The sequence below is a fragment of the Micromonospora sp. ALFpr18c genome (assembly GCF_008868155.1).
Classification (GTDB): Bacteria; Actinomycetota; Actinomycetes; order Mycobacteriales; family Micromonosporaceae; genus Micromonospora.
In genome coordinates this window covers 1-21,381 of sequence record NZ_WBKR01000067.1, presented here as the reverse complement: position 1 = coordinate 21,381, position 21,381 = coordinate 1, and the positions used below count along the sequence as shown (strand labels likewise).

The following is a 21,381-nucleotide window of genomic DNA, read 5'->3' as shown; positions in this document are numbered from 1 at the left end:
CCTTGGCGTGATTGACGAGCAGACCGACAAGCCGCGTAGCTCCTTCTGGAAGGAGCTGCCGATCCTGCTGGGTGTGGCGATCCTGGTCGCGGTGCTGGTCCGCGCCTTCGTGCTGCAGACCTTCTTCATCCCCTCCCCGTCCATGGAGAACACTCTCAAGATCGATGACCGGGTGCTGGTCAACAAGCTGGTCTACGATTTCCGGTCACCGCACCGCGGCGAGGTGATCGTGTTCAAGGCGCCGACGGAGTGGAGCGGCAACCCCGACGGTGAGGACTTCATCAAGCGGGTGATCGGCGTCGGCGGCGACCACGTGGTCTGCTGCGACCCGCAGGAGCGGCTGATCATCAACGGCACGTCGTTGGACGAGCCGTACATCTTCTCGATGGACGGCATCCGCGACAAGCCGGCCGACCAGGAGTTCGACATCACCGTGCCGAAGGGCCGGCTGTGGGTGATGGGCGACCACCGGTCGGCGTCGGGTGACTCGTTGGAGCACTGGCAGCAGTCCGGGCAGAACATCACCGAGGCCACGATTCCCGAGGGTGAGGTCGTCGGGCGGGCGTTCACCGTCTTCTGGCCGGTCAGCCGGGCCACCTGGCTGACCGTTCCGGAGCAGTTCGACGGCATTCCCAAGCCGTAGGACCGATGGGGGCGTGGGCGAACCGCCGCCGGTCTGGCAGGCTGGTGCGGTGACCGTCTACACCCCTCGACGCGCCGCCCGTGTGCTGCTCGTCGACGCGGCCGGTCGGGTGCTGCTTTTCCACGGCTTCGACCCGGCCCGTCCCGGGCACCGCTACTGGTTCACGCCGGGCGGCGGGCTCGACGCGGCGGAGTCGTCGGCGGCGGGCGCCGCCCGGGAGTTGGCCGAGGAGACCGGGCTGCGGATCGCCCCCGCCGAGCTGGGCGAGCCCGTCTGGTCCGACACGACCGAGTTTCCGTTCGACGGCAACTTCTACCGCCAGGAACAGGACTTCTTCCTGCTCCGGGTGCCGTCGTGGCAGGTCGACACCATCGGCTTCAACGACACCGAGCAGCGCAGCATCGCCGGTCACCGCTGGTGGCCGCCGGCCGAGCTGGCCGCCAGCGGCGAGCGGTACTACCCACCCGAGCTGCCCGACCTGCTGGCCCGGCTCCTGCCGCCGGCTGCGGAGCCGTCGTGCTGACCCCGCCGCGCACCGTCGTACGCCGCGAGGCCGGGCTGTACGCGCTGGAACGAGCGCTGCAACGGCGCGGCTTCCGGCACGTGGCGGGTGCCGACGAGGCCGGCCGGGGCGCGTGCGCCGGCCCGCTGGTCGCCGCCGCTGCGGTGCTGCCCGAGGGGCGCCGTGGCGAGATCGACGGGCTGGCCGACTCCAAGCTGCTCACCCCGGCCAGCCGGGAACGGGTGTACGCGGAGGTCGTGGACCGCGCCCTGGCGTACGCCGTGGTGGTCATCCCGGCCGACGAGGTCGACGCCCGGGGCCTGCACGTGTGCAACCTGGCGGCGATGCGCCGGGCGCTCGCCTCGCTGACCACCCGTCCGGAGTACGTGCTGACCGACGGCTTCGGCGTGGACGGCCTGGGCGTGCCGGGGCTGGCGGTGTGGAAGGGTGACCGGGTCGCCGCCTGCGTGGCGGCGGCCAGCGTCCTCGCCAAGGTCACCCGGGACCGGATCATGGTGGAGCTGGACGAGGTGTTCCCGGCGTACGGGTTCGCCGAGCACAAGGGCTACATCACCCCGGAGCACAGCGCCGCCCTGCGGGAGCACGGGCCGTGCCGGGAGCACCGTTTCTCGTACGTCAATGTCGCCGCGGTTTCCGGCCGCGACGGCCGGCCCCCGCGCTCCCGCCGGCCCGCCGGTGTGGGTGCGGACGAGCCGATGGAGCGCTCCGGAGCGTCAGGGGGTACCGTCGGCGTGGCGTTGGGCGAGCAGCCTCGGCCTCCGGCGCCGGTGGGGGAAGATGTGGTCATGGAAGGCGGAGTGCGATGAGCGCGGAAGATCTCGAGAAGTACGAGACCGAGATGGAGCTTCAGCTCTACCGGGAGTACCGCGACATTGTCCGCCAGTTCTCGTACGTGGTGGAGACGGAACGTCGGTTCTACCTGGCCAACCAGGTCGACCTGCACGTGCGCAACTCCGACGGCGAGGTCTACTTCGAGGTCGAGATGCACGACGCGTGGGTGTGGGACATGTACCGTCCGGCCCGCTTCGTGAAGAACGTCCGAGTGATGACCTTCAAGGACGTCAACGTCGAGGAGCTGGAGAAGCCGGACATCTCGCTGCCCGCCGACTCCGGCTTCGGCGGCTGAGCGCACCACCCGGCCGCACTACGGGCCCCCCACCCGTGGCGTAGCCCGCCGGTCACTCGGCCGGCACCACGACCTCGACCCGTTGCACCAGGTTGTTGGCGAAGCCGCCCCGGTTCCACGGCTGCTCCACCGGCTGCGTCCGTCCGGACGCGTCGGTGGCCCGTGCGCCGAGCACGTACCGGCCCGGGGTGGCCGTCCACTCGTACCGCCACCGCCGCCAGGCGAAGTCGCCGCCGTCCGCCGGGTCCAGCTCCGCCGGCACCCAGCTCTGCCCGTCATCGGTGGTCACCTCCACGGCGACCACCGGCGCGTGCCCCGACCAGGCCCGACCGTCCACCGTGCACGGCCCCGCCCGCACCACCCGACGGCGGGACATGAAGTCGGGGAACCCGGGCGGGCGGACCAGCGCGCGGGGCTCGATCCGGGTGACCGGCACGCCCGGGTCGTCGGCATCGCGGCGCAGCCGGTACGCCACCGCGTTCTGGTAGCCCTCGAACGGCTCGGTCCGGATCTCGATCGAGTGGAGCCACTTCACGTGCGCCATGCCGTACCAGCCCGGCACGATCAGTCGCAGCGGCGCGCCGTGCTGCGGCAGCAGGGGAGCACCGTTCATCTCGTACGCCAGCAGCACCTCCTCGCGCAGCGCGTCGGCGACCGGCAGCGCCCGCTGGTAGTCCTGCTCGATCCCGCGTTCGACACCGTGATCGGCGCCGGTGAAGACCACGTCGACCGCGTCCGGCCCGAGGCCCGCCTCGCGCAGCAGAGGAGCGAGGGGCGTACCCGTCCACTCGGCGTTGCCGACCGCCTCCACCAGCCACGGCTGGCTGACCGGCCGAGGGTGCAGCAGCGCCCGGCCGTTGCCGGCGCACTCCAGGGTGACCCGGCGGGTGACCCGGGGCCGCTCGCGCAACTCGGCCAGGGTGACGGCCAACGGCCGATCGACCGCGCCGTCGACGGTCAGCGTGTGCGTGGCCGCGTCCAGCTCCGGGATGTCGTAGTGGATCAGCAGGTAGTGCAGCCCGGCCGGGGTGACGTCGTAGCGCAGCGCCTCCAGCGGAATGCCGTGGTTACGGGCGGCGAGCTGCAACTCCTCCGCGCTGATCGCCTCATCCGGCTCCGCGAGCCGGGACGGGCCGCTCACGTCGGCCACCGTCGGCGTCCGGTCATCGACAGTCGTCATGCTGGCCTCCCCGGTCCGAGCGGCGGCGCGACACCGCACCCGGCCCAGCCTAGGCCCTCCGCGGCGGCCCGAACACGGCCCGGCCCGGACGGCGGGGTCAGCGGAAGCGACGTCCGCCATAGCAGATCATTGCCGCCTCTGGATGGTCGTCCACAGCACCTCCGGTTATCCACAGTTCCGTCGCCCGGGGTCGCGGAGGGCCCCGCCCCGGCCCGAGGCTGCCCTCATGCGACCGCCATCCGTCCCGCGCACCCTGCTGCTCTGTGCCGCGTTTCCCCTCGCGCTGACCGTCCAACTCTGCGGTCTGGCCGTCCTCGTGGCGGCGGTGCCCGGCCATCCGCCGGCGCAGGCTGTCCTGGCGTCCTCCTCGGTGGACGCCGACCCGGGTCGGTTCCGCTGGCCGGTCGACGGGCAGCCCCGCCCGGTGCGCCGGTTCGACCCGCCACCCCGGCCGTGGCTGCCCGGGCACCGGGGCGTCGACCTGGCCGCCCCGCCGGGCGCGATGGTCCGTAGCGCCGGGCCGGGCACCGTGCTCTTCGCCGGTCTGGTGGCCGGCCGGCCAGTGGTCACGGTGGGCCACGCCGACGGGCTGCGGACCACCCACGAGCCGGTCCAACCAGCCGTACGCGCAGGCCAGCCGGTCACCGCCGGCGCACCGCTGGGCGAGTTGCTGCCCGGGCATCCGGGCTGCCCGGTCGAGGCGTGCCTGCACTGGGGGCTGCGCCGGGGCGAGGAGTACCTCGACCCGCTCGCCCTGCTCGGCCTCGGCCCGGTACGCCTGCTCCCGGTCCGTGGCCTCAGCGCTGGGCGAGCAGCGCCGGCAGCCGCACGGCCAGCCGTTCGTACTCGTCGGCGGTGTTGTACACCTGACCGGTCAGCCGCAGCCACCCCCGGCCGTCCCAGCTCATCACGGCCACCTCGGTGGCGAGCCGCTCGCTGATCCGCGTCTGCAACGCCCGCGCCGCTTCGATGCTGAGCGCCGTGCCGGCCGGCAGCGGAATGAGGCGCAGCGCCACCCCCGGTCCGCCGGGGTCGGGCAACTGGGCGGGCGGCACCCCCAGGGCGTCCCCCACCACCCGCTGGCCGTACGCGGCGAGAGCGGCATTGTGCGCCCGCACCCGATCGACGTCGAGGCTACGCAACGTGAACAGCCCCGCCGGCGCCGCCAACCAGGACGTGTAGTCGAGGGTGGCCTGCCATTCCACCCGGGCCGGGTAACCGGATTCCTGCTCCCAGGACACCACCAGCGGCTCGATCCGGTCCCGCCACTGCGGGGCCACCGCCAGCAGGGCGGTCCCGCGCGGGGCGTACGCCCACTTGTGCAGGTTGCCCGCCCAGAAGTCGGCGCCGATGCTGCTCACCGTCGTGGAGAGCATGCCCGGCGCGTGCGCGGCGTCCACCAGCACCGGCACGCCGTGCTCGTGGGCCACCCCGACGATGGCGGCGGCGGGGAAAAGCTTGGCGGTGGCCGAGGTGAGCTGGTCGACGACGAGCAGCCGCGTCCTGCCCGGGCGCAGGCCGGCCCGGATGGTCTGGACGATCTGTTCGTCGGTGGCGGCCAGGGGGATGGGCAGGACACGGCTGACCGCCCCGATCCGCCGGCACTCCCGCTGGATGGACAGGCTGACCGCGCCGTACCCGTGGTCGGTGCTGAGCACCTCGTCGCCGGGTCGCAGGCCCACCGACTGGAGCACCACGGCGACGCCGGTGGTGGTGTTGCCGACCAGGGCACTGCCGTCCGGGTCGGCACCCAGGAACCCGGCGAGGTGCCGGCGGGTGTGCGCGACCCGGCCGACCAGCCCCTGGGTGAAGAAGCGCAGCGGGTTGGCCTCCATCTCGTCGCGCAGCCGCTGCTGGACGCGCTGCACGCCGATCGGCACCGCGCCGAACGAGCCGTGGTTGAGATGGCTGACCGCCGGATCCAGGGAGAAGAGCAGGCGGGCGCCCGGGATCGGCTCAGGAGGCTGCGGGACGCTCACCCGATGATCGTAACCGTCCGGTGGTGAGCCCTCCGGCCCTGGTCAGGCACGCGGGTGCGCCTGGCGGTAGGCAGCCCGCAGCCGTTCCACCGAGACGTGCGTGTAGATCTGCGTGCTGGCCAGCGACGAGTGGCCGAGCAGCTCCTGCACGGCGCGCAGGTCCGCACCGCCCTCCAGCAGGTGGGTGGCGGCGGAGTGCCGCAGCCCGTGCGGGCTGGTCCGGGGCAGACCCTCGGCCTCGGCGTACCCGCCGACGACCGAGCGCGCGGTCGTCGGGTTGAGCCGACCACCGCGGGCGCCGAGCAGTAGCGCACTGCCGGAGCGGGCAGTCACCAACACCGGACGCCCCCGGCGCAGCCAGTCGTCCAACGCCCGCTGCGCCGGGACCCCGTACGGCACCGATCGTTCCCGCCCGCCCTTGCCGAACACCCGGATCACCCGTCGGCCGTGGTCGACGTCGCCGACGTCCAGCCCGCACGCCTCGCTCACCCGCACACCGGTGGCGTAGAGCAACTCCAGCAACACCCGATCGCGCAGCAGCACCGCCTCGGCGCCCGCCCGCCTCCTCGCGTCGTCGTCCGCGGTCGCTCCCGTCGTCGTCGCGGCGGCTGGCGTGGCCCGCTGCCGGGTTGGTGCCTCGACCAGGGCGGCGGCCTGGTCGGCGCGCAGGACGCTGGGCAACTCCCGGTGGGCACGCGGGCTGGCCAGTGCGGCACCCACGTCGGCGGGGAGCAGGCCGGCGCGGTGCGCCCACGCGCTGAACGCCCGAGCAGACGCGGCTCGCCGGGCCAGCGACGTACGGGCGGCACCGGTGGTCCGCTGCCGGGCGAGCCAGCTGCGCAGCACGGACAGGTCCAGCTCGCCCAGGTCGACGCAGCCCATCCGCACGGCGTGGTCGAGCAGCGAGACCACATCGGTGACGTACGCGCGGACGGTGTGCGCCGACCGGTTGCGGACCCGGGACAGGTGCTCGGCGAAGTCGTCGACCGCGTCGCGCAGCGCCGGCGGCAGCTCCTGGTGCCTGGCCCGGGTGCCCCGGTCGGGCCGGCTCATCGCGGCCGCACCGGGCGGGGGGCAGCAGGCCGCGCTCGTCTATCGGCTCGGGCACCCCTCGTGACGGCTGGCACGGCACCAGCGTACGGCCGATCGTCGTGCGTCACCGGCCACGCCGGCGGCAGCTCCCTCGGCTGCGACTACCGGCGGTTGGCCCTCCTGATCAGCAGGGCGACCAGCCCGCCGAGGAGTGCGACGGACGTGACGAGACAGCACAGCGTGGTGATGTGCCACGGCTTGATCGCACCCATGACCGTGCACCGTAACGGGTCGTCGTCCGCTCAGGTGCCCCGCTTCGGTGTGGCCGGCGGGGCGAGGGCGTAACCGTCGTCGCGTCGGACCACCATGGACAGCTCCTCCAGCAGCGACAACTTGCGCAGCGCGGTCCGCACGTCGACACCGGCGCGGCCGGCGAGCCGGTCCACGTCCATCGCGCCCCGACGGGGAAGCGCCTCCAGCAGCGAACGCGTGTCGTCGTCCAGCGCATCGGTCGGCCGTTGCGGGCCTCGGGCCAGTGGGGCCAGGTCCGCGCCGATCCGGCCGACCTCCTCGAGGACGTGTGCCACACCGGTGACCAGCCGCGCCTTGAGGTGCTCGCGGAGAAACTCGTGTGCGCCGACGGACATCGCCGAGGTCACCGGCCCGGGCACCACCATCGCCGCGCGGCCGGTGTAGATGGCACGCCGCGCGGTCTGCGTCGCGCCGCTGCGCGCCGACGCCTCCACCACCACCGTGCCCAGCGTGCCTGCGGCGATCACCCGGTTACGGATGAGGAACCGAGGCCGCAGCGGCTCGGCACCGGGCGGCCACTCGCTGACCAGCAGCCCGGTGTCGGCGATCCGGTCGAAGAGCGCGGTGTTGCCCATCGGGTACGGCCGGTCCACACCACAGGCCAGCACCGCGACGGTCAACCCGCCGGCGTTCAGGGCACCCCGGTGGGCGGCCGCGTCGATCCCGAAGGCACCGCCCGACACCACGGTCCAGTCCCGCTCGGCCAATCCGTACCCCAACTCGGTGGCGACGTGTTGGCCGTAGCCGGTGGCCGCCCGCGCGCCGACCACGGCCACCGAGCGCTCCATCGCCTCGCCCAGCGGCCAGCTCCCGCGTACCCAGAAGCAGAGCGGTGGGGCGGTCTCACCGTCCACCCGGCGGGTCACGTCCGGAAGTCGCAGCGTCGCGAGACCACGGACGCGGATCGGCCACTCGTCGTCGTCGGGGGTGACCAGGCGGGCGCCGAGCCGGTCCGCCCGCTCCAGTGCCTCGGCCGCGACAGCCCGGGCGTCGCCGGCCGCCGACCGGGCGGCCACCGTGCCGTGCAGCCAGGCGTCCGGGCTGCCGCCGCCGAGCAGCAGGTCCAGTGTCGCCACCGGACCGTGTCGCTCGACCAGTTGGTGCACCACACGGGTGCCCGGCTCGGCCAGCCAGGTCAGCGCCACCCGGGCCAGCCTGCTCTCCTCGTCGGCGCTCACGTCGCCTCCCCCGTCCGTAGTTGGGTCGCCTCGCGTACGTCGCCCAGATCCGGCCGGTCCCGGCCGTCCAGATCCGCGATCGTCCAGGCCATTCGGATCACCCGATCGAAGCCGCGCGCCGACAGCGAGCCGGAGTCGAGCCGACCTCGCAGCTCGGCGGTGACCCGGGCGGGTAGCCGCCACGGCGGTCGGCGCAGGTGCGGGCCGCCCACCTCGGCGTTGAGCCGTCGGCCCAGGCCGGCCCAACGGTCGGCGGCCGCCGCGCGCGCCGCCGCCACCCGCGCGGCCACCGCCGCCGACGACTCGGCGTCACCACCGGACGCCATCAGCTCCGCCGCCCGTACCGGCATCAGTCGCACCTGCACGTCGATCCGGTCGAGCAGCGGCCCGGAGAGCCGGCCCAGGTAGCGGCGGCGCACCAGCGGGGTGCATTCGCAGTGCGCGTCGCCGGCCGGTGTCGCGCACGGACACGGATTGGCGGCCAGCACCAGCTGGGTTCGGGCCGGGTATTCGGTGCCGCCCCCGCTGCGGCTCAGTCGGATGCGGCCGCTCTCCAGTGGCTGGCGCAGCGCCTCCAGCGCGCCTCTGCTGAATTCGGGGGCCTCGTCGAGAAAGAGCACCCCCCGGTGGGCCAGCGACACCGCGCCGGGCCGGGCCAGCCCCGAACCGCCGCCGACCAGCGACGGAATCGTGGCCGTGTGGTGCGGTGCCTGGAAGGGCGGGCGGCGCAGCAGCTGACCGCCCGGGGGCAGCAGCCCGGCGACCGAGTGCAGCGTGGTCACCTCCAACGCCGCGTCGTCGTCCAGCTCGGGCAGGACCGACGGCAGCCGTTCGGCCAGCATCGTCTTGCCGGCGCCCGGAGGACCGAGCAGCGCCAGATGGTGCCCGCCCGCCGCGGCGACCTCCAACGCGCGCCGGCCCACCCCCTGCCCGGCGACCTCGGACAGGTCCGGGCCACCGACGGCCGGCGCCGGGGTGGCCGCCGGTGGCTCGATCAGCGGGCTGCCGTCGCGGACGAACGCGACCAGCCGGTGCAGGGTGTCGACCGCGCGCACCCGTACCCCGGGTATGACCGCGGCCTCGGCGGCGTTGCCGGCCGGCACGATCACCCGCTCGATGCCGGCCCGGGCCGCGGCGGCGACCATCGGGAGTACGCCGCGCACCGGCCGGACCGTCCCGTCCAGCCCCAACTCGCCGAGGATCACCACCCCCTCCAACGGGAGCAGCGGCAGCTCACCCGAGCCGCCGAGCAGCGCTGCGGCGATGGCCAGGTCGAAGGCCGAACCAAACTTCGGCAGCGTCGCGGGCAGCAGGTTCAGGGTGATCCGCCGGTTCGGCCAGCGCTGGCCGGAGTTGACCACGGCGGCCCGGACGCGGTCCCGGGCCTCGTGCAGGGCGGTGTCCGGTAGTCCGGAGATCACCACGGCCGGCAGCCCGGCGGCCAGGTCGACCTCGACCTCGACCAGGTGACCGGTGACCCCGACCAGCCCCACGCACAGCACCTTCGCGTAGCTCATGGCGGTCACCGACCCTTCGGGGTGCGCATCTCAGAACGCACCCTTGAGGTGGTCGACCTGGGCCGGGCCGGCGTCGGGCAGCCGCACCGAGAGCACGTCGAAGCGCACCTCGTCGGCGCTCGTCCCGGTCTCGGCGAGCCAGCGCGCGGCCAGCACCCGCAGGCGGCGGGCCTTGGCTGGTACGACAGCCTCGGCCGGTGTGCCGAAGTCGTCGCCCCGACGGGTCTTCACCTCGCAGATGGCGAGCACCGGGCCGTCCCAGGCGATGATGTCGATCTCTCCGGCCGGGCAGCGCCAGTTTCGGGCGATCGGGCGCAGCCCCGCCTCGGTCAGGTGCTGGGCGGCGCACCGCTCGCCGTACGCGCCGACCGCCTGGTTCCGCTTCGTCATGGCTGGCACGGTGCCCGTCGAGGCGGGCGTGCCGCGACCCGAGGACCCCGCGCCTGTGGACAGGGAGCGACCTGTGGACAACCGGACGATCAAGCCCTCGCCGTGCTACGGCACCCGGTATCTCATGATCACTTAATGCTCAGTAGTTCCCAGCGCCACCTGGTGACTGCTGAGCATTAAGTGATCATGATTGGTGGCGCGCTGCCGGGTCGGGCGGGCCGAAATGGCGCGGCCGTGGCCGGTCGCATACGGTGCCGGACGTGGACGGACGACGGAGCTTTCCCGAAGATCAGGAGTCGCGCTGGTATCCCGACGAGCGGGGTCGCGGCTACGGCGAGGCGGAGTGGCGCGCCGCGGGCGAACCGCGCTACCGGGAGGGGGAAATTCCCGAGCAGCGCGACGACACCGGCACAGGTCGCCGCCGTGAACCCGACTCCGGCCGCTTCGGCGCGGTGGACGGGGTGCGCTTCGGTGCGCCCGAATCGGACTCGGGGCGTCTGAGCGCGGTGGACGCGGGCCGGTTCGGTGCGCCCGAGCCGGATTCGGGGCGCTTTGCTGCCGTGGACGCCCAGTCCGGCCGGTTCGAGGCCGACTCGGGACGTTTCGGGGCGGTCGACCCGTTGGGTGACGCGCGGTCGGAGGCGGACGGCTACCGGGCGACCCGGTCCCGCAGGGCGGACCGGGATCCCTCGGAGATCTCCGGCGAACTGCCCGGCCGTCGGGCCGCGCGGGAGCCGGTCGGTGTCGCACCGACCACCCCACCTGAGGCCGCCGGAGATGCGTCGACGGCGGGAGGGGTGCTCGCCGACCAGGCTCGTCCCGCCCCGCTGAGCGCGTACCCGATCGTGGAGCCGACGCGGGCCGGCGGTGAGGCGCCGCATCCGCTGGAGATGCCGACCGGTCCGATGCCGGGAATCGGTCCCCGCGTCGACCTGCCCGCGGGGGAGCCGCCGGCATATCCCCCGGTCGTCGCCGACGGTGTCTACCGGACCCGCCGGCCGGTGCTGGCCGTACTCTTCGCGCTGCTGGTGTTGATCTTCGAGGTTCCGGCGCTGCGGGTGCTGCTGGCCGGGGTGACCGGCGATCCGGTGTCCGCCGGGAACGTGGTGGTGGGCATCGCACTGGTCGCCGGGCTGCCGATCTTCGCAACCGGGCTGTACGGGCTCCGGACCGGCGGTCTCGCGCTCTCCGACGGCGGCCGCGGCTGGCTGCGCCCGCCGACTGCCTACCTGACCGTCGGGCTGGTGCTCTTCGTGGCCGCCGCGCTCGCCGCCGGGTGATCCGCGGCGCTCGCCGGCTCATTCGCGGTCGATGATCCACGCAACAACCAGGAAATAGTGGCCTCCGATGACGGCGAGGCCACTATTTCCTGGAACGAGCGCGATCAAGCAGGAAGCGGCGCGCGGCACGGAGCGCGCGACGCGGGGCGGAGCAGCACCCGGGGGCGGCTGGGCGGGTGAGGGGCGTACACTGGCCAACTGGCGACCGCCTTGCGCGGTCGACCTCGCGTGCCCTCTTCACGAAATCGTCGTGGAGCGACGGCCTCCCTGGTCCCGATCTTGATCGGGTCCACCATGGGTCGGCGACCAGGCACCAGGACGCCCGGCCGCCGGTCGGGCGTGACAACCAGGGATCTTGAGGAGTAACCCAACCATGGCCGTCGTGACCATGCGTCAGCTGCTGGAGAGCGGTGTCCACTTCGGGCACCAGACCCGGCGCTGGAACCCGAAGATGAAGCGCTTCATCATGACCGAGCGCAACGGCATCTACATCATCGACCTGCGCCAGACCCTCGACTACATCGAGAAGGCGTACGAGTTCGTGCGTGGGACCGTCGCCGAGGGTGGCAGCATCCTGTTCGTCGGCACCAAGAAGCAGGCCCAGGAGGCGATCGCCGAGCAGGCGACCCGGGTCGGCCAGCCGTACGTCAACCACCGCTGGCTCGGTGGCATGCTGACCAACTTCCAGACCGTGTACAAGCGGCTCCAGCGGATGAAGGAGCTGGAGGGCCTGGGTGACCTGAGCGGCACCGCCGCCGGTTACACCAAGAAGGAGACGCTCCAGCTCTCCCGCGAGAAGATCAAGCTGACCCGCACCCTCGGTGGTCTGCGGGACATGCAGAAGCTCCCCGCCGCGGTCTGGATCGTCGACACCAAGAAGGAGCACATCGCCGTCGACGAGGCCCGCAAGCTGGGCATCCCGGTGATCGCGGTGCTGGACACCAACTGTGACCCGGACGAGGTCGACTTCCCGATCCCGGGCAACGACGACGCGATCCGCTCGGCCGAGCTGCTGACCAAGGTCGTCGCCGCCGCCGTCGCGGACGGTCTGATCGCGCGTTCCGGCCGCCGCCGGGGCAGCGACGAGAAGCCCGAGGCGGGCGTCGCGAGCGACGAGCCGCTGACCGAGTGGGAGCGCGAGCTGCTCGAGCCGAAGAAGGCCGACGAGTCGGCGACCCCGGCCGAGCAGCCGGCCGCTGCCGCCGAGCAGCCCGCCGCCGAGCAGCCGGCGCAGGCCGCCACCGAGCAGCCGGCGGCCGCGACCGCGGAGTGACCGCACCGTCGCTGCCCCGCTGTCCGTTTTCCCGGACAGCGGGCAGCGGCGGTACGCCGGGCACGATCCGTCCGGATCCGGGTAACCGACACCTCTGACCATCCACACGCCGTCTCAACACCGAAGAGAGAGCCATGTCCCACATCACCGCCGCGGACGTCAAGAAGCTCCGCGACCTCACCGGCGCCGGCATGATGGACAGCAAGAAGGCGCTGACCGAGGCCGAGGGCGACTTCGACAAGGCCATCGAGATCCTGCGCGTCAAGGGCGCCAAGGACGTCGGCAAGCGGGCCGGTCGTACGGCCGCCAACGGCCTGGTCGCCCACTCCGGCAAGGCGCTGCTCGAGCTCAACTGCGAGACCGACTTCGTCGCCAAGACCGAGTCGTTCATCGCGCTGGCCCAGCAGCTCGTCGAGCACGGTGAGCGCTCCGGCGTGAACACCGCCGAGGAGCTGCTCGCCACCGAGCTGGACGGCAAGGTCGTCGCCGACCTGATCCAGGAGCAGTCCGCCAAGATCGGCGAGAAGCTGGTGCTCAACCGCTTCGCCAAGGTCGAGGGCACCACCGCGGTCTACCTGCACCGCAAGGCCCAGGACCTGCCGCCGGCCGTTGGTGTGCTGGTGTCGTACACCGGCAAGAGCGACGAGGCGGGCGACGCCGACGCTCGTGGTGTGGCCATGCAGATCGCCGCGATGCGGCCGAAGTACCTCACCCGGGACGAGGTTCCGGCCGAGGTCGTCGAGTCCGAGCGGCGCATCGCCGAGCAGACCGCCCGCGAGGAGAACAAGCCCGAGGCGGCCCTGCCGAAGATCGTCGAGGGTCGGGTGAACGCCTTCTTCAAGGACTACGTCCTCGTCGAGCAGGCGTCCGTGGCCGACAACAAGAAGTCGGTGAAGCAGATGCTGGCCGAGGCCGGCATCGAGGTCACCCGCTTCGTGCGGTTCGAGGTCGGCCAGGCCTGAGCCGCCACCGGGCGCCGCGCGCGCCCGTGTGCAGGAGACGTCGACGAGGAGGCCGCCGGTGTACGTGACAGGCACCGCGGCCTCCTCGTCACATAGGGTCAGCAGCGGCAGGTTCGCGGTACGCGGCGCACGGGGTGTGCGCGTGGGGAAGGGCGGGGCGGATGACGCAGGTTGTGAGTGACCGGACGCTGGCTGTGGACGATCCGACGGCACCGCCGCCGGGGCGCGCCCGCCGGGTGGTGCTGAAGCTCTCCGGTGAGGTGTTCGGTGGCGGCGCGATCGGCGTCGACCCGGACGTCGTCCAGGCCATCGCCCGGCAGATCGCCACCGTGGTCCGCCGCGGCGTGCAGGTTTCCGTGGTCGTCGGCGGCGGCAACTTCTTCCGTGGCGCGGAGCTGCAGAAGCGCGGGATGGACCGGGCCCGCGCCGACTACATGGGCATGCTCGGCACCGTGATGAACTGCCTCGCGTTGCAGGACTTCCTGGAGAAGGAGGGCATCGAGACCCGGGTGCAGAGCGCCATCACCATGGCCCAGGTCGCCGAGCCGTACATCCCGCTGCGGGCGATCCGGCACCTGGAGAAGGGCCGCGTGGTCATCTTCGGCGCCGGTGCCGGCATGCCGTACTTCTCGACCGACACGGTGGCCGCCCAGCGTGCGCTGGAGATCCGGGCCGACGTGGTGCTGATGAGCAAGAACGGCGTGGACGGCGTCTACACCGCCGACCCGCGGATCGACCCCACCGCCAGCAAGCTCGACTCGATCACCTTCTCCGAGGTGCTGCGCCGCAACCTGCGGGTGGCCGACGCGGCGGCGTTCAGCCTCTGCATGGAGAACGGCCTGCCGATGCTGGTCTTCGGTGCGCAGGGTGACGACACCATCATCCGCGCGGTGGGTGGCGACAAGATCGGCACCCTGATCACCGCCTGAGCCCGCCCCGCCCGAGGTGACGGCAGCAGCGGTCCTGACGACTTTCAGCAGAGCCCACGACGAGCACAGAAGGAGGCGAGGAGACCGGTGATCGACGACACCCTCCTCGAGGCCGAGGAGAAGATGGAGCGTGCGGTCGAGCACGCCAAGGAGGAGTTCGGCGCCATCCGTACCGGTCGCGCCAACGCCGCCATGTTCTCCAAGGTCATCATCGACTACTACGGCACGCCCACGCCGCTGACCCAGATGGCGTCCATCGCGGTTCCCGAGCCGCGGATGGCCATCATCAAGCCGTACGACAACTCGCAGATCAACGCGATGGAGAAGGCGATCCGCGACTCGGACCTCGGGGTGAACCCGAACAACGAGGGCAACCAGCTGCGCATCCTGCTCCCGCAGATGACCGAGGAACGCCGCCGCGACATGATCAAGGTGGCTCGGCACAAGGGCGAGGAGGCCAAGGTGGCGATCCGCAACGTCCGCCGCCGTGGCAAGGAGGAGCTGGACCGGATCGTCAAGGACGGCGAGGCCGGCGAGGACGACGGCCGCCGCGCCGAGAAGGAGCTGGACGACCTGACCCAGCGCTACGTCGCCAGCATCGACGACCTGGTCAAGCACAAGGAGACCGAGCTGCTGGAGGTCTGAGGACCGGCCCGGCGTTCGCCAGGTGACGCAGTCGACGTGAGGCCCGACCCCGAACCGGGGGCGGGCCTCGTGCCGTATGCGCGACGGGGCGCGCCATCGTCCGCCTCACCCGATCGGCGGGTGCAGTAGGCTCGGCAGGATTCCCGGCCACCGGGTGGTGAACACCGGGAATCGACCGACCGTCGGGGCGGTCAATCGGAGGAACATCGCGCGTGTAGGGGATGGTTGTGGTCTTGCGTCATGTGGTCGTTCTCGTGCCACGTCGCGGTGCGTGATGTCCCACCCCGACCCCTACACGGGAGAGCCGCGCGGCTGGGACCGACCGGAGCGCCCGGTGGCCCTGCCCTGGCCCGAGACCGAGATCGAGGCGGGTCAGTGGACTCGCCGTCCGTCCGGCCCTGAGCTGTACGCCGAGCCCCGCACCCGCCCGTACGCCGAGCCGGTTCCGGCGGATCCGTACGACGAGCGCGGCCGGGCGGTCCGCCCGGACGACCGGGACCGCTTCGACGACCGCGATCGGCACGACCGCTTCGACGACCGGGACCGTTACGAGGACGACCGCAACCAACCTCACCGGTACGACGACCGGGGCCGTGCCGGTCGGTACGCGGACCGTCCGCCCGCGGGTCGCGACGGCACCCCGACCCGTCACGACGGCCCGCAGCGCTACGACGAGCCGGGCCGCTACGACGAGCCGGGCCGCTACGACGAGCCGCGGCGATTCGACAACGGTGGTGGCCCGGTCCGCTACGACGACGACGTCGACTACCCGACCGCGCAGCTCGCGCCCATCGGGGCGGACATCGGACCGGATCTGGATCCGGAGGTCGAGCCGGAGCCGCCGACCGGTCGGCGGGCGAAGGGTCGACGGCGGGCCAGCGTCGACCGCCCGGCCACCCAGCAGGTGGGCACCGGGCGTGCCGGCCGCAACCTGCCGGCGGCGATCGGGGTGGGGCTCGGCCTCGGCGCGCTGATCGTGGTGCCGCTGGTCTTCTACCCGTTGGCGTTTCTGCCGGTGATCGCCGGAGCCATGGCCGTCGGCATCTGGGAGATGGCCCGCGCGGTCCGCCGCAGCGGCGCGCATCCGCCGCTGGTGCCGCTGGTCGCCGGTGGCGTGCTGACGGTGGGTCTGGCCTGGTTCGCGGGCCCGGACGCGCTCAGCCTGGGACTGCTCGTGACCGTGCTGGGCACCATGATCTGGCGGCTGGGCGACGGCCCGGCCGGCTTCCAGCGGGATCTCACCGCGGCCACCCTGATCGCGGTCTACGTGCCGTTCCTCGGCGGTTTCGCGGCCCTGCTGGCGGCGGCGCCCGACGACGGCCCGCTGCGCATCCTGGCCACGCTGATCGCGGTGGTCCTCTCCGACACGGGTGGGTACGCCGCCGGGGTCTCCTTCGGCCGTCATCCGATGGCCCCGTCGATCAGCCCGAAGAAGTCCTGGGAGGGCTTCGCGGGTTCGGTCACCGCCGCGGCGCTGGGCAGCGCCCTGCTGCTGTGGCTGATGTTGGACGTGGCTCCCTGGTGGGGTGCGCTGTTCGGGGTGGCGGTCTCCTGCGCGGCGGTCCTCGGTGACCTCGCCGAGTCGATGATCAAGCGGGATCTCGGTGTCAAGGACATGAGCAACCTGCTGCCCGGCCACGGTGGCCTGATGGACCGCCTGGACTCGATCCTGTTCGCGGTGCCGACGGCGTACCTGCTGCTGGCGATCTTCGTACCGGTGGTGGGGTGAGGCATGGATCACGGCGCCCCGGTCCTCCCGATCCGGCGGTCGGGACCGGTTCGGCACCTCCGGACGGGTGTGTGCCGCCGGAGGCGTGACACACTGGACCAGCCATGACGAGCCTGCCCTTGATCCCCGCCATCTCGGACGCCCCCACCGCGCGCCGGGCCTCCATGCCCCCTCAGCACCTCGCTGACCTGGACCTGGCCGGTCGCCAGGAGCTGGTGACCGGCCTGGGTGAGCCCGCGTTCCGCGCCAAGCAGGTCTCCAACCACTACTTCGGGCGCCTGGTGCGCGACCCGCAGGCCATGACCGACCTGCCGGCGGCGACCCGGGAGCGGCTGGCCGACCAGCTGCTGCCCACGCTGCTCACCCCGGTCCGGGAGCTGGCCTGCGACGACGGTGCCACCCGCAAGGCGCTCTGGAAGTTGCACGACGGCGCGCTGGTGGAGAGCGTGCTGATGGGCTACCCGGACCGGGTGACCGTCTGCATCTCCAGCCAGGCGGGCTGCGGCATGGCCTGCCCGTTCTGCGCGACCGGCCAGGCCGGGCTGACCCGCAACCTGTCGACCGCCGAGATCGTCGACCAGGCGGTGTACCTGGCCGGCGTGGCGGCGTCCGGCGCGGTCTCCGGCTCACCGCCGCGACTGTCGCACGTCGTGTTCATGGGCATGGGCGAGCCGCTGGCCAACTACAACCGGGTGATCGCGGCGATCCGCCGGCTGGTCAGCCCCGCTCCGGAGGGCCTCGGCCTGTCCCAGCGGCACATCACCGTTTCCACGGTGGGCCTGGTTCCGGCCATCCGCCGACTGGCCAGCGAAGACCTCTCTGTGACCCTTGCGTTGTCGTTGCACGCCCCCGATGATGATCTGCGCGACGAACTCGTGCCGGTAAACCAGCGCTGGAAGGTAGCCGAGGTGCTGGACGCAGCGTGGGACTACGCCGCCCGGACGGGCCGTCGCGTGTCGATCGAGTACGCGATGATCAAGGACGTGAACGACCAGCCGTGGCGAGCCGATCTGCTCGGGCGGCTGTTGGCCGGCAAGTTGGCGCACGTGAACCTCATCCCGCTCAATCCGACGCCGGGCAGCCGCTGGGACGCGAGCCCGAAGCCGGTGGAGCGGGAGTTCGTCCGGCGGTTGCGCGACGCCGGGGTGTCCACCACCGTACGGGACACCCGAGGTCGTGAGATCGACGGCGCGTGTGGCCAGCTCGCCGCCGCCGAGGACACCGACACCAACACCGACCGCGCCGGAGAGGCACCGGCGTGACCGGGCGTGGCGAACGAGACCAGGAGACATAGTGGCGAGTCAGGGTCAGCGTTTCCGGCGCAAGGCGCTCCGCCGGGGATACAAGGTCGACGAGGTGGATGCCTTCCTCGACCGGGTCGAGGCGACGCTCGACGGCCGGCAGGTCGGCGCGCCGGTGGCCTCCCAGGAGGTCCACGATGTCGTCTTCCGGGTCCGGTTCAACGGCTACGACGAGTGGCAGGTCGACCTGCACCTGGACCGCGTCGAGCGACAGCTGGCCGAGCTGGAGGAGCGCACCAGCGCCGGGCGCGGCGGTGACCCCCGGATGGGCCCACCGGACCGGATGGGTCCGCCGATGCGTGACGACCGTGGGGGCATGGTGCCGCAGCCGATGCCGCCGCGGCCGATGCCGGCGCAGCCCGGCCCGCCCGACCGGTACGGCCGCTACGACGAGCCGACGGGTGCCTTCGCCGGTGGGTACGACGCCCCCCGTGGTGGTTACGACGCGCCGCGTGGTCCGGCCGGTCCCGGCCCGATGGGCCCCGGCGGTCCGATGGGCGGGCACGGCGTACCGCCTCGTGGCCTGCCCGCCGGTCCCGGCGGCTACGGGCCGCCCGACGACCCGCGGATGCCCGGCGGCTACGGCCCCCCGGACGACCCGCGCATGCCCGGCGGCTACGGGCCGCCCGACGACCCGCGTTCGTCCGGCGGCTACCCGCCGGAGGAGCCGCGCTTCGACGGCTTCGAGGCCGGCCGGCACGGTCGCGCCGACATGACCGCCGAGATTCGGATGCCGGAACGGGACCTGCGCGACATGCGCCGTGGTCCGGCCGGTCCGCCTCCCATGCCGCAGCCGGGCATCGGTGGTCCGCCGATGGCCGGTCCGCCCGCCGTGGCCGGCCCTCCGATGGCCGGCCCGCCGGTGGGTGGCCCGCCGATGGCCGGTCCTCCCGGCAGTGACCTGTACCGGGTCGACCAGATCCGGCGCAGTTTCCAGGTCCGTCGCTTCGGCAGCGGGTACGACCCGGACCAGGTGGACCGGTTCTTCGAGACCCTGCTCGGCGGCATGCAGCGCCGCAACCCGATGCCGGTCGACCCGAAGGACCTGGATACGCTCCGGTTCGGCCTGGTGCCCGGTGGCTACTTCGAGGCCGAGGTCGACGCCGCGCTCAAGGACGTGCAGGACATCCTCTTCGGGCGCTGAGTCCGACGCGTACGCGACGAGGGCCCGTCCCCGGGTGGGGGCGGGCCCTCGGCGTACGTCAGCCGGGTGTCCGGCGAGGTCAGGAACGCAGGCCGTTGCGCCGCAGCACGGCGTCGCCGATCACGATGATCAGCAGCAGCGCGGCCAGGCCGACCAGCCAGATGTCCTCGACCCTGCCCTCGTGGTTGCCGCAGATCATCGCCAGCAGCGCCAGCGCGGACAGCACCGCGCCGATGCGCCCGGCCTTCCGGTGCCCGGGCTTGTGCTGGTCTGGCGACGTTACCGGCTCGCTTCCTGCCACTGTCGGTCCTTCCCTCGCGATCGGATCTCCGGTTAGTCTGGCACGCCTCCTGCCCGGGGCGGCGCGGTGGGTGTTTCCCGGCCGTTGGCCCTGCCCGCCCAGGCCGGACGTCACTACCGGCGTCGCGGGGCGACGGTCAGACTCCCTCCGGTAGCGTTTGGCGTACACCTGATTGTCTGTTTGAGGGGGACTGTGCGGTGCGAGTGACCGGAACCGGGCACGCCAGTATGCGGATCGACACGGCCGCGGGCAGCATCCTGTGCGACCCGTGGGTCAACCCGGCCTACTTCGCCTCCTGGTTTCCTTTCCCGGACAATTCCCTGCTCGACTGGGAGAGTCTGGGCCAGGTCGACTACCTGTACGTCTCCCACCTGCACCGGGACCACTTCGACGCGAAGCACCTGCGGGACTTCGTCTCCAAGGACGCCACCGTCCTGCTCCCCGAGTTCCCCACCTCGGAGATGGAGGACGAGTTCCGGGCGCTGGGCTTCACGAAGTTCCTGAAGGCGCCCAACGAGCAGGTGGTGGAGCTGCCCGGCGGCCTGAAGATCATGATTCAGGCGCTGACCAGCCCGACCGACGGCCCGATCGGCGACTCGTCGCTCTGGGTGGAGTACGACGGGGTGCGGCTGCTCAACCAGAACGACGCCCGCCCGACCGACCTGAGCGTCTTCGCCGAGCTGGGGCACGTGCACGCGCACCTGCTGCAGTTCTCCGGGGCGATCTGGTATCCGATGGTCTACGAGCTGCCGCAGGCGGCGAAGACGGCGTTCGGCAAGCAGAAGCGCGACCGGCAGTTCGACCGGACGTGGCGCTACATCGACGACCTGAAGGCCGACCACGTCTTCCCGATCGCCGGCCCGCCGTGCTTCCTCGACGACGCGCTGTGGCAGTTCAACGACATCCACGGCGACGAGGGCAACATCTTCCCCGACCAGTCCGTCTTCCTGTCGGAGTACGCCAAGGTCGGCGGCACCAACGGGATCGTGCTGCTGCCGGGCAGCGTCGCGGAGGTCACCACCGAGGGCGCGAGCACCACCCACCCGGTGCCGGTGGACGAGTTCTTCGCGAACAAGGTCGCCCACCTGGAGGAGATGCGGGAGCGCAAGCGCCCCGTCATCGAGGCGGAGAAGGCGTCCTGGCGGCACCCCGAGGTGGACGTGCTCGGCGAGATGAAGCGCCGGATCGAGCCGCTGCTCGACGAGTCGATCTACCTGGCCAAGGGCGTGGGCGGTCCGGTGCGCTTCGATCTGGTGGGGTACGACGGCGAGAGCGTCGAGTCGATCGTGGTGGACTTCCCGGGCAAGGAGGTCCGGCCGTACGCCGACGAGAAGGTCCGCTACCGGTTCCGTACCGAGCGGTCGCTGATCGAGCACCTGCTCTTCATCGACGAGGTGGACTGGGTCAACTCGCTCTTCCTGTCCTGCCGGTTCTCGGCGGCCCGGATCGGCCAGTACAACGAGTTCGTCTACGCGTTCTTCAAGTGCCTGTCGGAGGAGCGTCTCCAGTACGCCGAGGGCTGGTACGACGAGCACGAGCGCAGCACCGACGCCGAGGACATCACGCTGGGCGACTGGGTGGTGCAGCGGCGCTGCCCGCACCTGAAGGCGGACCTGACCCGCTTCGGCATTGTCGAGGGTGACCAGCTCACCTGCCAGCTGCACGGCTGGCGCTTCGACCTGCCCAGCGGCCGCTGCCTGACCAGCGTGGGCCACAAGGTGCGCGCCCACCGCGTCGACGCGGAAACCCCCGCCCCGGCGGGCGAAGCCCTGAGCTGACCCTGCGGCGCTGCCCCTTCCGCACCGCGATCTTGCACTTTCTGCGGGTGCAAAGCACCGCAATCGCCCCAGAACGGCGACCGAAAGTGCAAGATCGCGGGGAGGGGTGCGCGACGAGAGCGGGGCGGGCGTGGCGGGGGCGGACGCGCGGGAGAGCGA

Annotated in this window: 19 protein-coding genes and 2 pseudogenes; 14 read left to right on the top strand and 7 right to left on the bottom strand. The window is 72.4% G+C overall.

The window, feature by feature from the left end; all coding sequences use genetic code 11:
- Window positions 1-7 precede the first annotated feature (7 nt).
- From lepB to F8271_RS14505, 4 genes are read left to right on the top strand one after another with little or no spacing between them, the layout of a single operon-like run.
- Window positions 8-643, top strand: coding sequence for a signal peptidase I (gene lepB, locus F8271_RS14520; RefSeq protein ID WP_151490306.1), 636 nt, complete (start codon window positions 8-10; stop codon window positions 641-643).
- 49 nt (window positions 644-692) lie between these two features.
- On the top strand, window positions 693-1,166 hold the full coding sequence (locus F8271_RS14515) for an NUDIX hydrolase (RefSeq protein ID WP_151490305.1): 474 nt from the start codon (window positions 693-695) through the stop codon (window positions 1,164-1,166).
- Window positions 1,160-1,972 carry a ribonuclease HII gene (locus F8271_RS14510; RefSeq protein WP_151490304.1) on the top strand — a complete coding sequence of 271 codons (813 nt, stop codon included), beginning with the start codon at window positions 1,160-1,162 and terminating at the stop codon, window positions 1,970-1,972. Before F8271_RS14515 ends, F8271_RS14510 begins: the two co-directional genes overlap by 7 nt.
- Window positions 1,969-2,292, top strand: coding sequence for a DUF2469 domain-containing protein (locus F8271_RS14505; RefSeq protein ID WP_007075222.1), 324 nt, complete (start codon window positions 1,969-1,971; stop codon window positions 2,290-2,292). Before F8271_RS14510 ends, F8271_RS14505 begins: the two co-directional genes overlap by 4 nt.
- A gap of 52 nt (window positions 2,293-2,344) precedes the next feature.
- Here the strand turns inward: F8271_RS14505 and F8271_RS14500 are convergent, their stop codons facing one another.
- A complete protein-coding gene (locus tag F8271_RS14500) occupies window positions 2,345-3,472 on the bottom strand; it encodes a sulfite oxidase (RefSeq protein ID WP_151490303.1) in 1,128 nt (375 codons plus the stop codon).
- A gap of 226 nt (window positions 3,473-3,698) precedes the next feature.
- On the opposite strand from F8271_RS14500, the gene F8271_RS33990 reads away from it, so the two are divergent.
- Window positions 3,699-4,412, top strand: coding sequence for a murein hydrolase activator EnvC (locus F8271_RS33990; RefSeq protein ID WP_370461908.1), 714 nt, complete (start codon window positions 3,699-3,701; stop codon window positions 4,410-4,412).
- Between the two features lie 151 nt (window positions 4,413-4,563).
- On the opposite strand, the pseudogene F8271_RS34195 reads toward F8271_RS33990, so the two are convergent.
- The 5 genes and pseudogenes from F8271_RS34195 to F8271_RS14470 form a co-directional block, all read right to left on the bottom strand.
- A pseudogene (locus F8271_RS34195) lies at window positions 4,564-5,307 on the bottom strand (aminotransferase class V-fold PLP-dependent enzyme); the annotation flags it as partial.
- Between the two features lie 186 nt (window positions 5,308-5,493).
- Window positions 5,494-6,504 carry a tyrosine recombinase XerC gene (locus F8271_RS14485; protein WP_151490301.1) on the bottom strand — a complete coding sequence of 337 codons (1,011 nt, stop codon included), beginning with the start codon at window positions 6,502-6,504 and terminating at the stop codon, window positions 5,494-5,496.
- 281 nt (window positions 6,505-6,785) lie between these two features.
- Window positions 6,786-8,060: a DNA-processing protein DprA gene (locus F8271_RS14480; protein ID WP_370461909.1), complete on the bottom strand. Its 1,275-nt coding sequence runs from the start codon at window positions 8,058-8,060 to the stop codon at window positions 6,786-6,788.
- A complete protein-coding gene (locus F8271_RS14475) occupies window positions 7,970-9,490 on the bottom strand; it encodes a YifB family Mg chelatase-like AAA ATPase (RefSeq protein ID WP_151490299.1) in 1,521 nt (506 codons plus the stop codon). Before F8271_RS14475 ends, F8271_RS14480 begins: the two co-directional genes overlap by 91 nt.
- A 30-nt stretch (window positions 9,491-9,520) precedes the next feature.
- A complete protein-coding gene (locus F8271_RS14470) occupies window positions 9,521-9,880 on the bottom strand; it encodes a YraN family protein (protein ID WP_151490298.1) in 360 nt (119 codons plus the stop codon).
- A 223-nt stretch (window positions 9,881-10,103) separates the two neighbouring features.
- On the opposite strand from F8271_RS14470, the pseudogene F8271_RS14465 reads away from it, so the two are divergent.
- The 8 genes and pseudogenes from F8271_RS14465 (at window position 10,104) to F8271_RS14430 (ending at window position 19,143) form a co-directional block, all read left to right on the top strand.
- A pseudogene (locus tag F8271_RS14465) lies at window positions 10,104-11,160 on the top strand (hypothetical protein).
- A 373-nt stretch (window positions 11,161-11,533) separates the two neighbouring features.
- The gene (gene rpsB, locus F8271_RS14460) at window positions 11,534-12,433 is read left to right on the top strand and encodes a 30S ribosomal protein S2 (protein WP_151490296.1); all 900 of its coding nucleotides are present in this window, start codon (window positions 11,534-11,536) and stop codon (window positions 12,431-12,433) included.
- A 134-nt stretch (window positions 12,434-12,567) separates the two neighbouring features.
- Window positions 12,568-13,395 (top strand): translation elongation factor Ts, encoded by an 828-nt coding sequence (gene tsf / locus F8271_RS14455; RefSeq protein ID WP_151490295.1) that lies wholly within the window; start codon window positions 12,568-12,570, stop codon window positions 13,393-13,395.
- A 161-nt stretch (window positions 13,396-13,556) separates the two neighbouring features.
- A complete protein-coding gene (gene pyrH / locus F8271_RS14450) occupies window positions 13,557-14,324 on the top strand; it encodes a UMP kinase (RefSeq protein WP_151490294.1) in 768 nt (255 codons plus the stop codon).
- 87 nt (window positions 14,325-14,411) lie between these two features.
- Window positions 14,412-14,969 carry a ribosome recycling factor gene (gene frr, locus F8271_RS14445; RefSeq protein ID WP_088946658.1) on the top strand — a complete coding sequence of 186 codons (558 nt, stop codon included), beginning with the start codon at window positions 14,412-14,414 and terminating at the stop codon, window positions 14,967-14,969.
- Between the two features lie 274 nt (window positions 14,970-15,243).
- On the top strand, window positions 15,244-16,698 hold the full coding sequence (locus tag F8271_RS14440) for a phosphatidate cytidylyltransferase (protein WP_192580287.1): 1,455 nt from the start codon (window positions 15,244-15,246) through the stop codon (window positions 16,696-16,698).
- A gap of 104 nt (window positions 16,699-16,802) precedes the next feature.
- A complete protein-coding gene (rlmN, locus tag F8271_RS14435) occupies window positions 16,803-17,960 on the top strand; it encodes a 23S rRNA (adenine(2503)-C(2))-methyltransferase RlmN (protein WP_151490292.1) in 1,158 nt (385 codons plus the stop codon).
- A gap of 31 nt (window positions 17,961-17,991) precedes the next feature.
- Window positions 17,992-19,143: a DivIVA domain-containing protein gene (locus F8271_RS14430; protein WP_151490291.1), complete on the top strand. Its 1,152-nt coding sequence runs from the start codon at window positions 17,992-17,994 to the stop codon at window positions 19,141-19,143.
- Window positions 19,144-19,222: 79 nt separating this feature from the next.
- Here the strand turns inward: F8271_RS14430 and F8271_RS14425 are convergent, their stop codons facing one another.
- Window positions 19,223-19,444, bottom strand: a complete 222-nt coding sequence (locus F8271_RS14425; protein ID WP_151490290.1) for a DUF2631 domain-containing protein — start codon at window positions 19,442-19,444, stop codon at window positions 19,223-19,225.
- Between the two features lie 197 nt (window positions 19,445-19,641).
- On the opposite strand from F8271_RS14425, the gene F8271_RS14420 reads away from it, so the two are divergent.
- Window positions 19,642-21,222, top strand: coding sequence for a Rieske 2Fe-2S domain-containing protein (locus tag F8271_RS14420; RefSeq protein ID WP_151490289.1), 1,581 nt, complete (start codon window positions 19,642-19,644; stop codon window positions 21,220-21,222).
- Window positions 21,223-21,381: the final 159 nt, after the last annotated feature.

Excerpts from the sequence above, each read along its gene's own strand:
- tsf (WP_151490295.1), top strand. The coding sequence starts at position 12,568 with ATGTCCCACATCACCGCCGCGGACGTCAAGAAGCTCCGCGACCTCACC.
- F8271_RS14470 (WP_151490298.1), bottom strand. The coding sequence starts at position 9,880 with ATGACGAAGCGGAACCAGGCGGTCGGCGCGTACGGCGAGCGGTGCGCC.
- F8271_RS14440 (WP_192580287.1), top strand. The coding sequence starts at position 15,244 with ATGTCCCACCCCGACCCCTACACGGGAGAGCCGCGCGGCTGGGACCGA.
- F8271_RS14500 (WP_151490303.1), bottom strand. The coding sequence starts at position 3,472 with ATGACGACTGTCGATGACCGGACGCCGACGGTGGCCGACGTGAGCGGC.
- rpsB (WP_151490296.1), top strand. The coding sequence starts at position 11,534 with ATGGCCGTCGTGACCATGCGTCAGCTGCTGGAGAGCGGTGTCCACTTC.
- F8271_RS14505 (WP_007075222.1), top strand. The coding sequence starts at position 1,969 with ATGAGCGCGGAAGATCTCGAGAAGTACGAGACCGAGATGGAGCTTCAG.
- rlmN (WP_151490292.1), top strand. The coding sequence starts at position 16,803 with ATGACGAGCCTGCCCTTGATCCCCGCCATCTCGGACGCCCCCACCGCG.
- F8271_RS14475 (WP_151490299.1), bottom strand. The coding sequence starts at position 9,490 with ATGAGCTACGCGAAGGTGCTGTGCGTGGGGCTGGTCGGGGTCACCGGT.
- pyrH (WP_151490294.1), top strand. The coding sequence starts at position 13,557 with ATGACGCAGGTTGTGAGTGACCGGACGCTGGCTGTGGACGATCCGACG.
- F8271_RS14485 (WP_151490301.1), bottom strand. The coding sequence starts at position 6,504 with ATGAGCCGGCCCGACCGGGGCACCCGGGCCAGGCACCAGGAGCTGCCG.
- F8271_RS33990 (WP_370461908.1), top strand. The coding sequence starts at position 3,699 with ATGCGACCGCCATCCGTCCCGCGCACCCTGCTGCTCTGTGCCGCGTTT.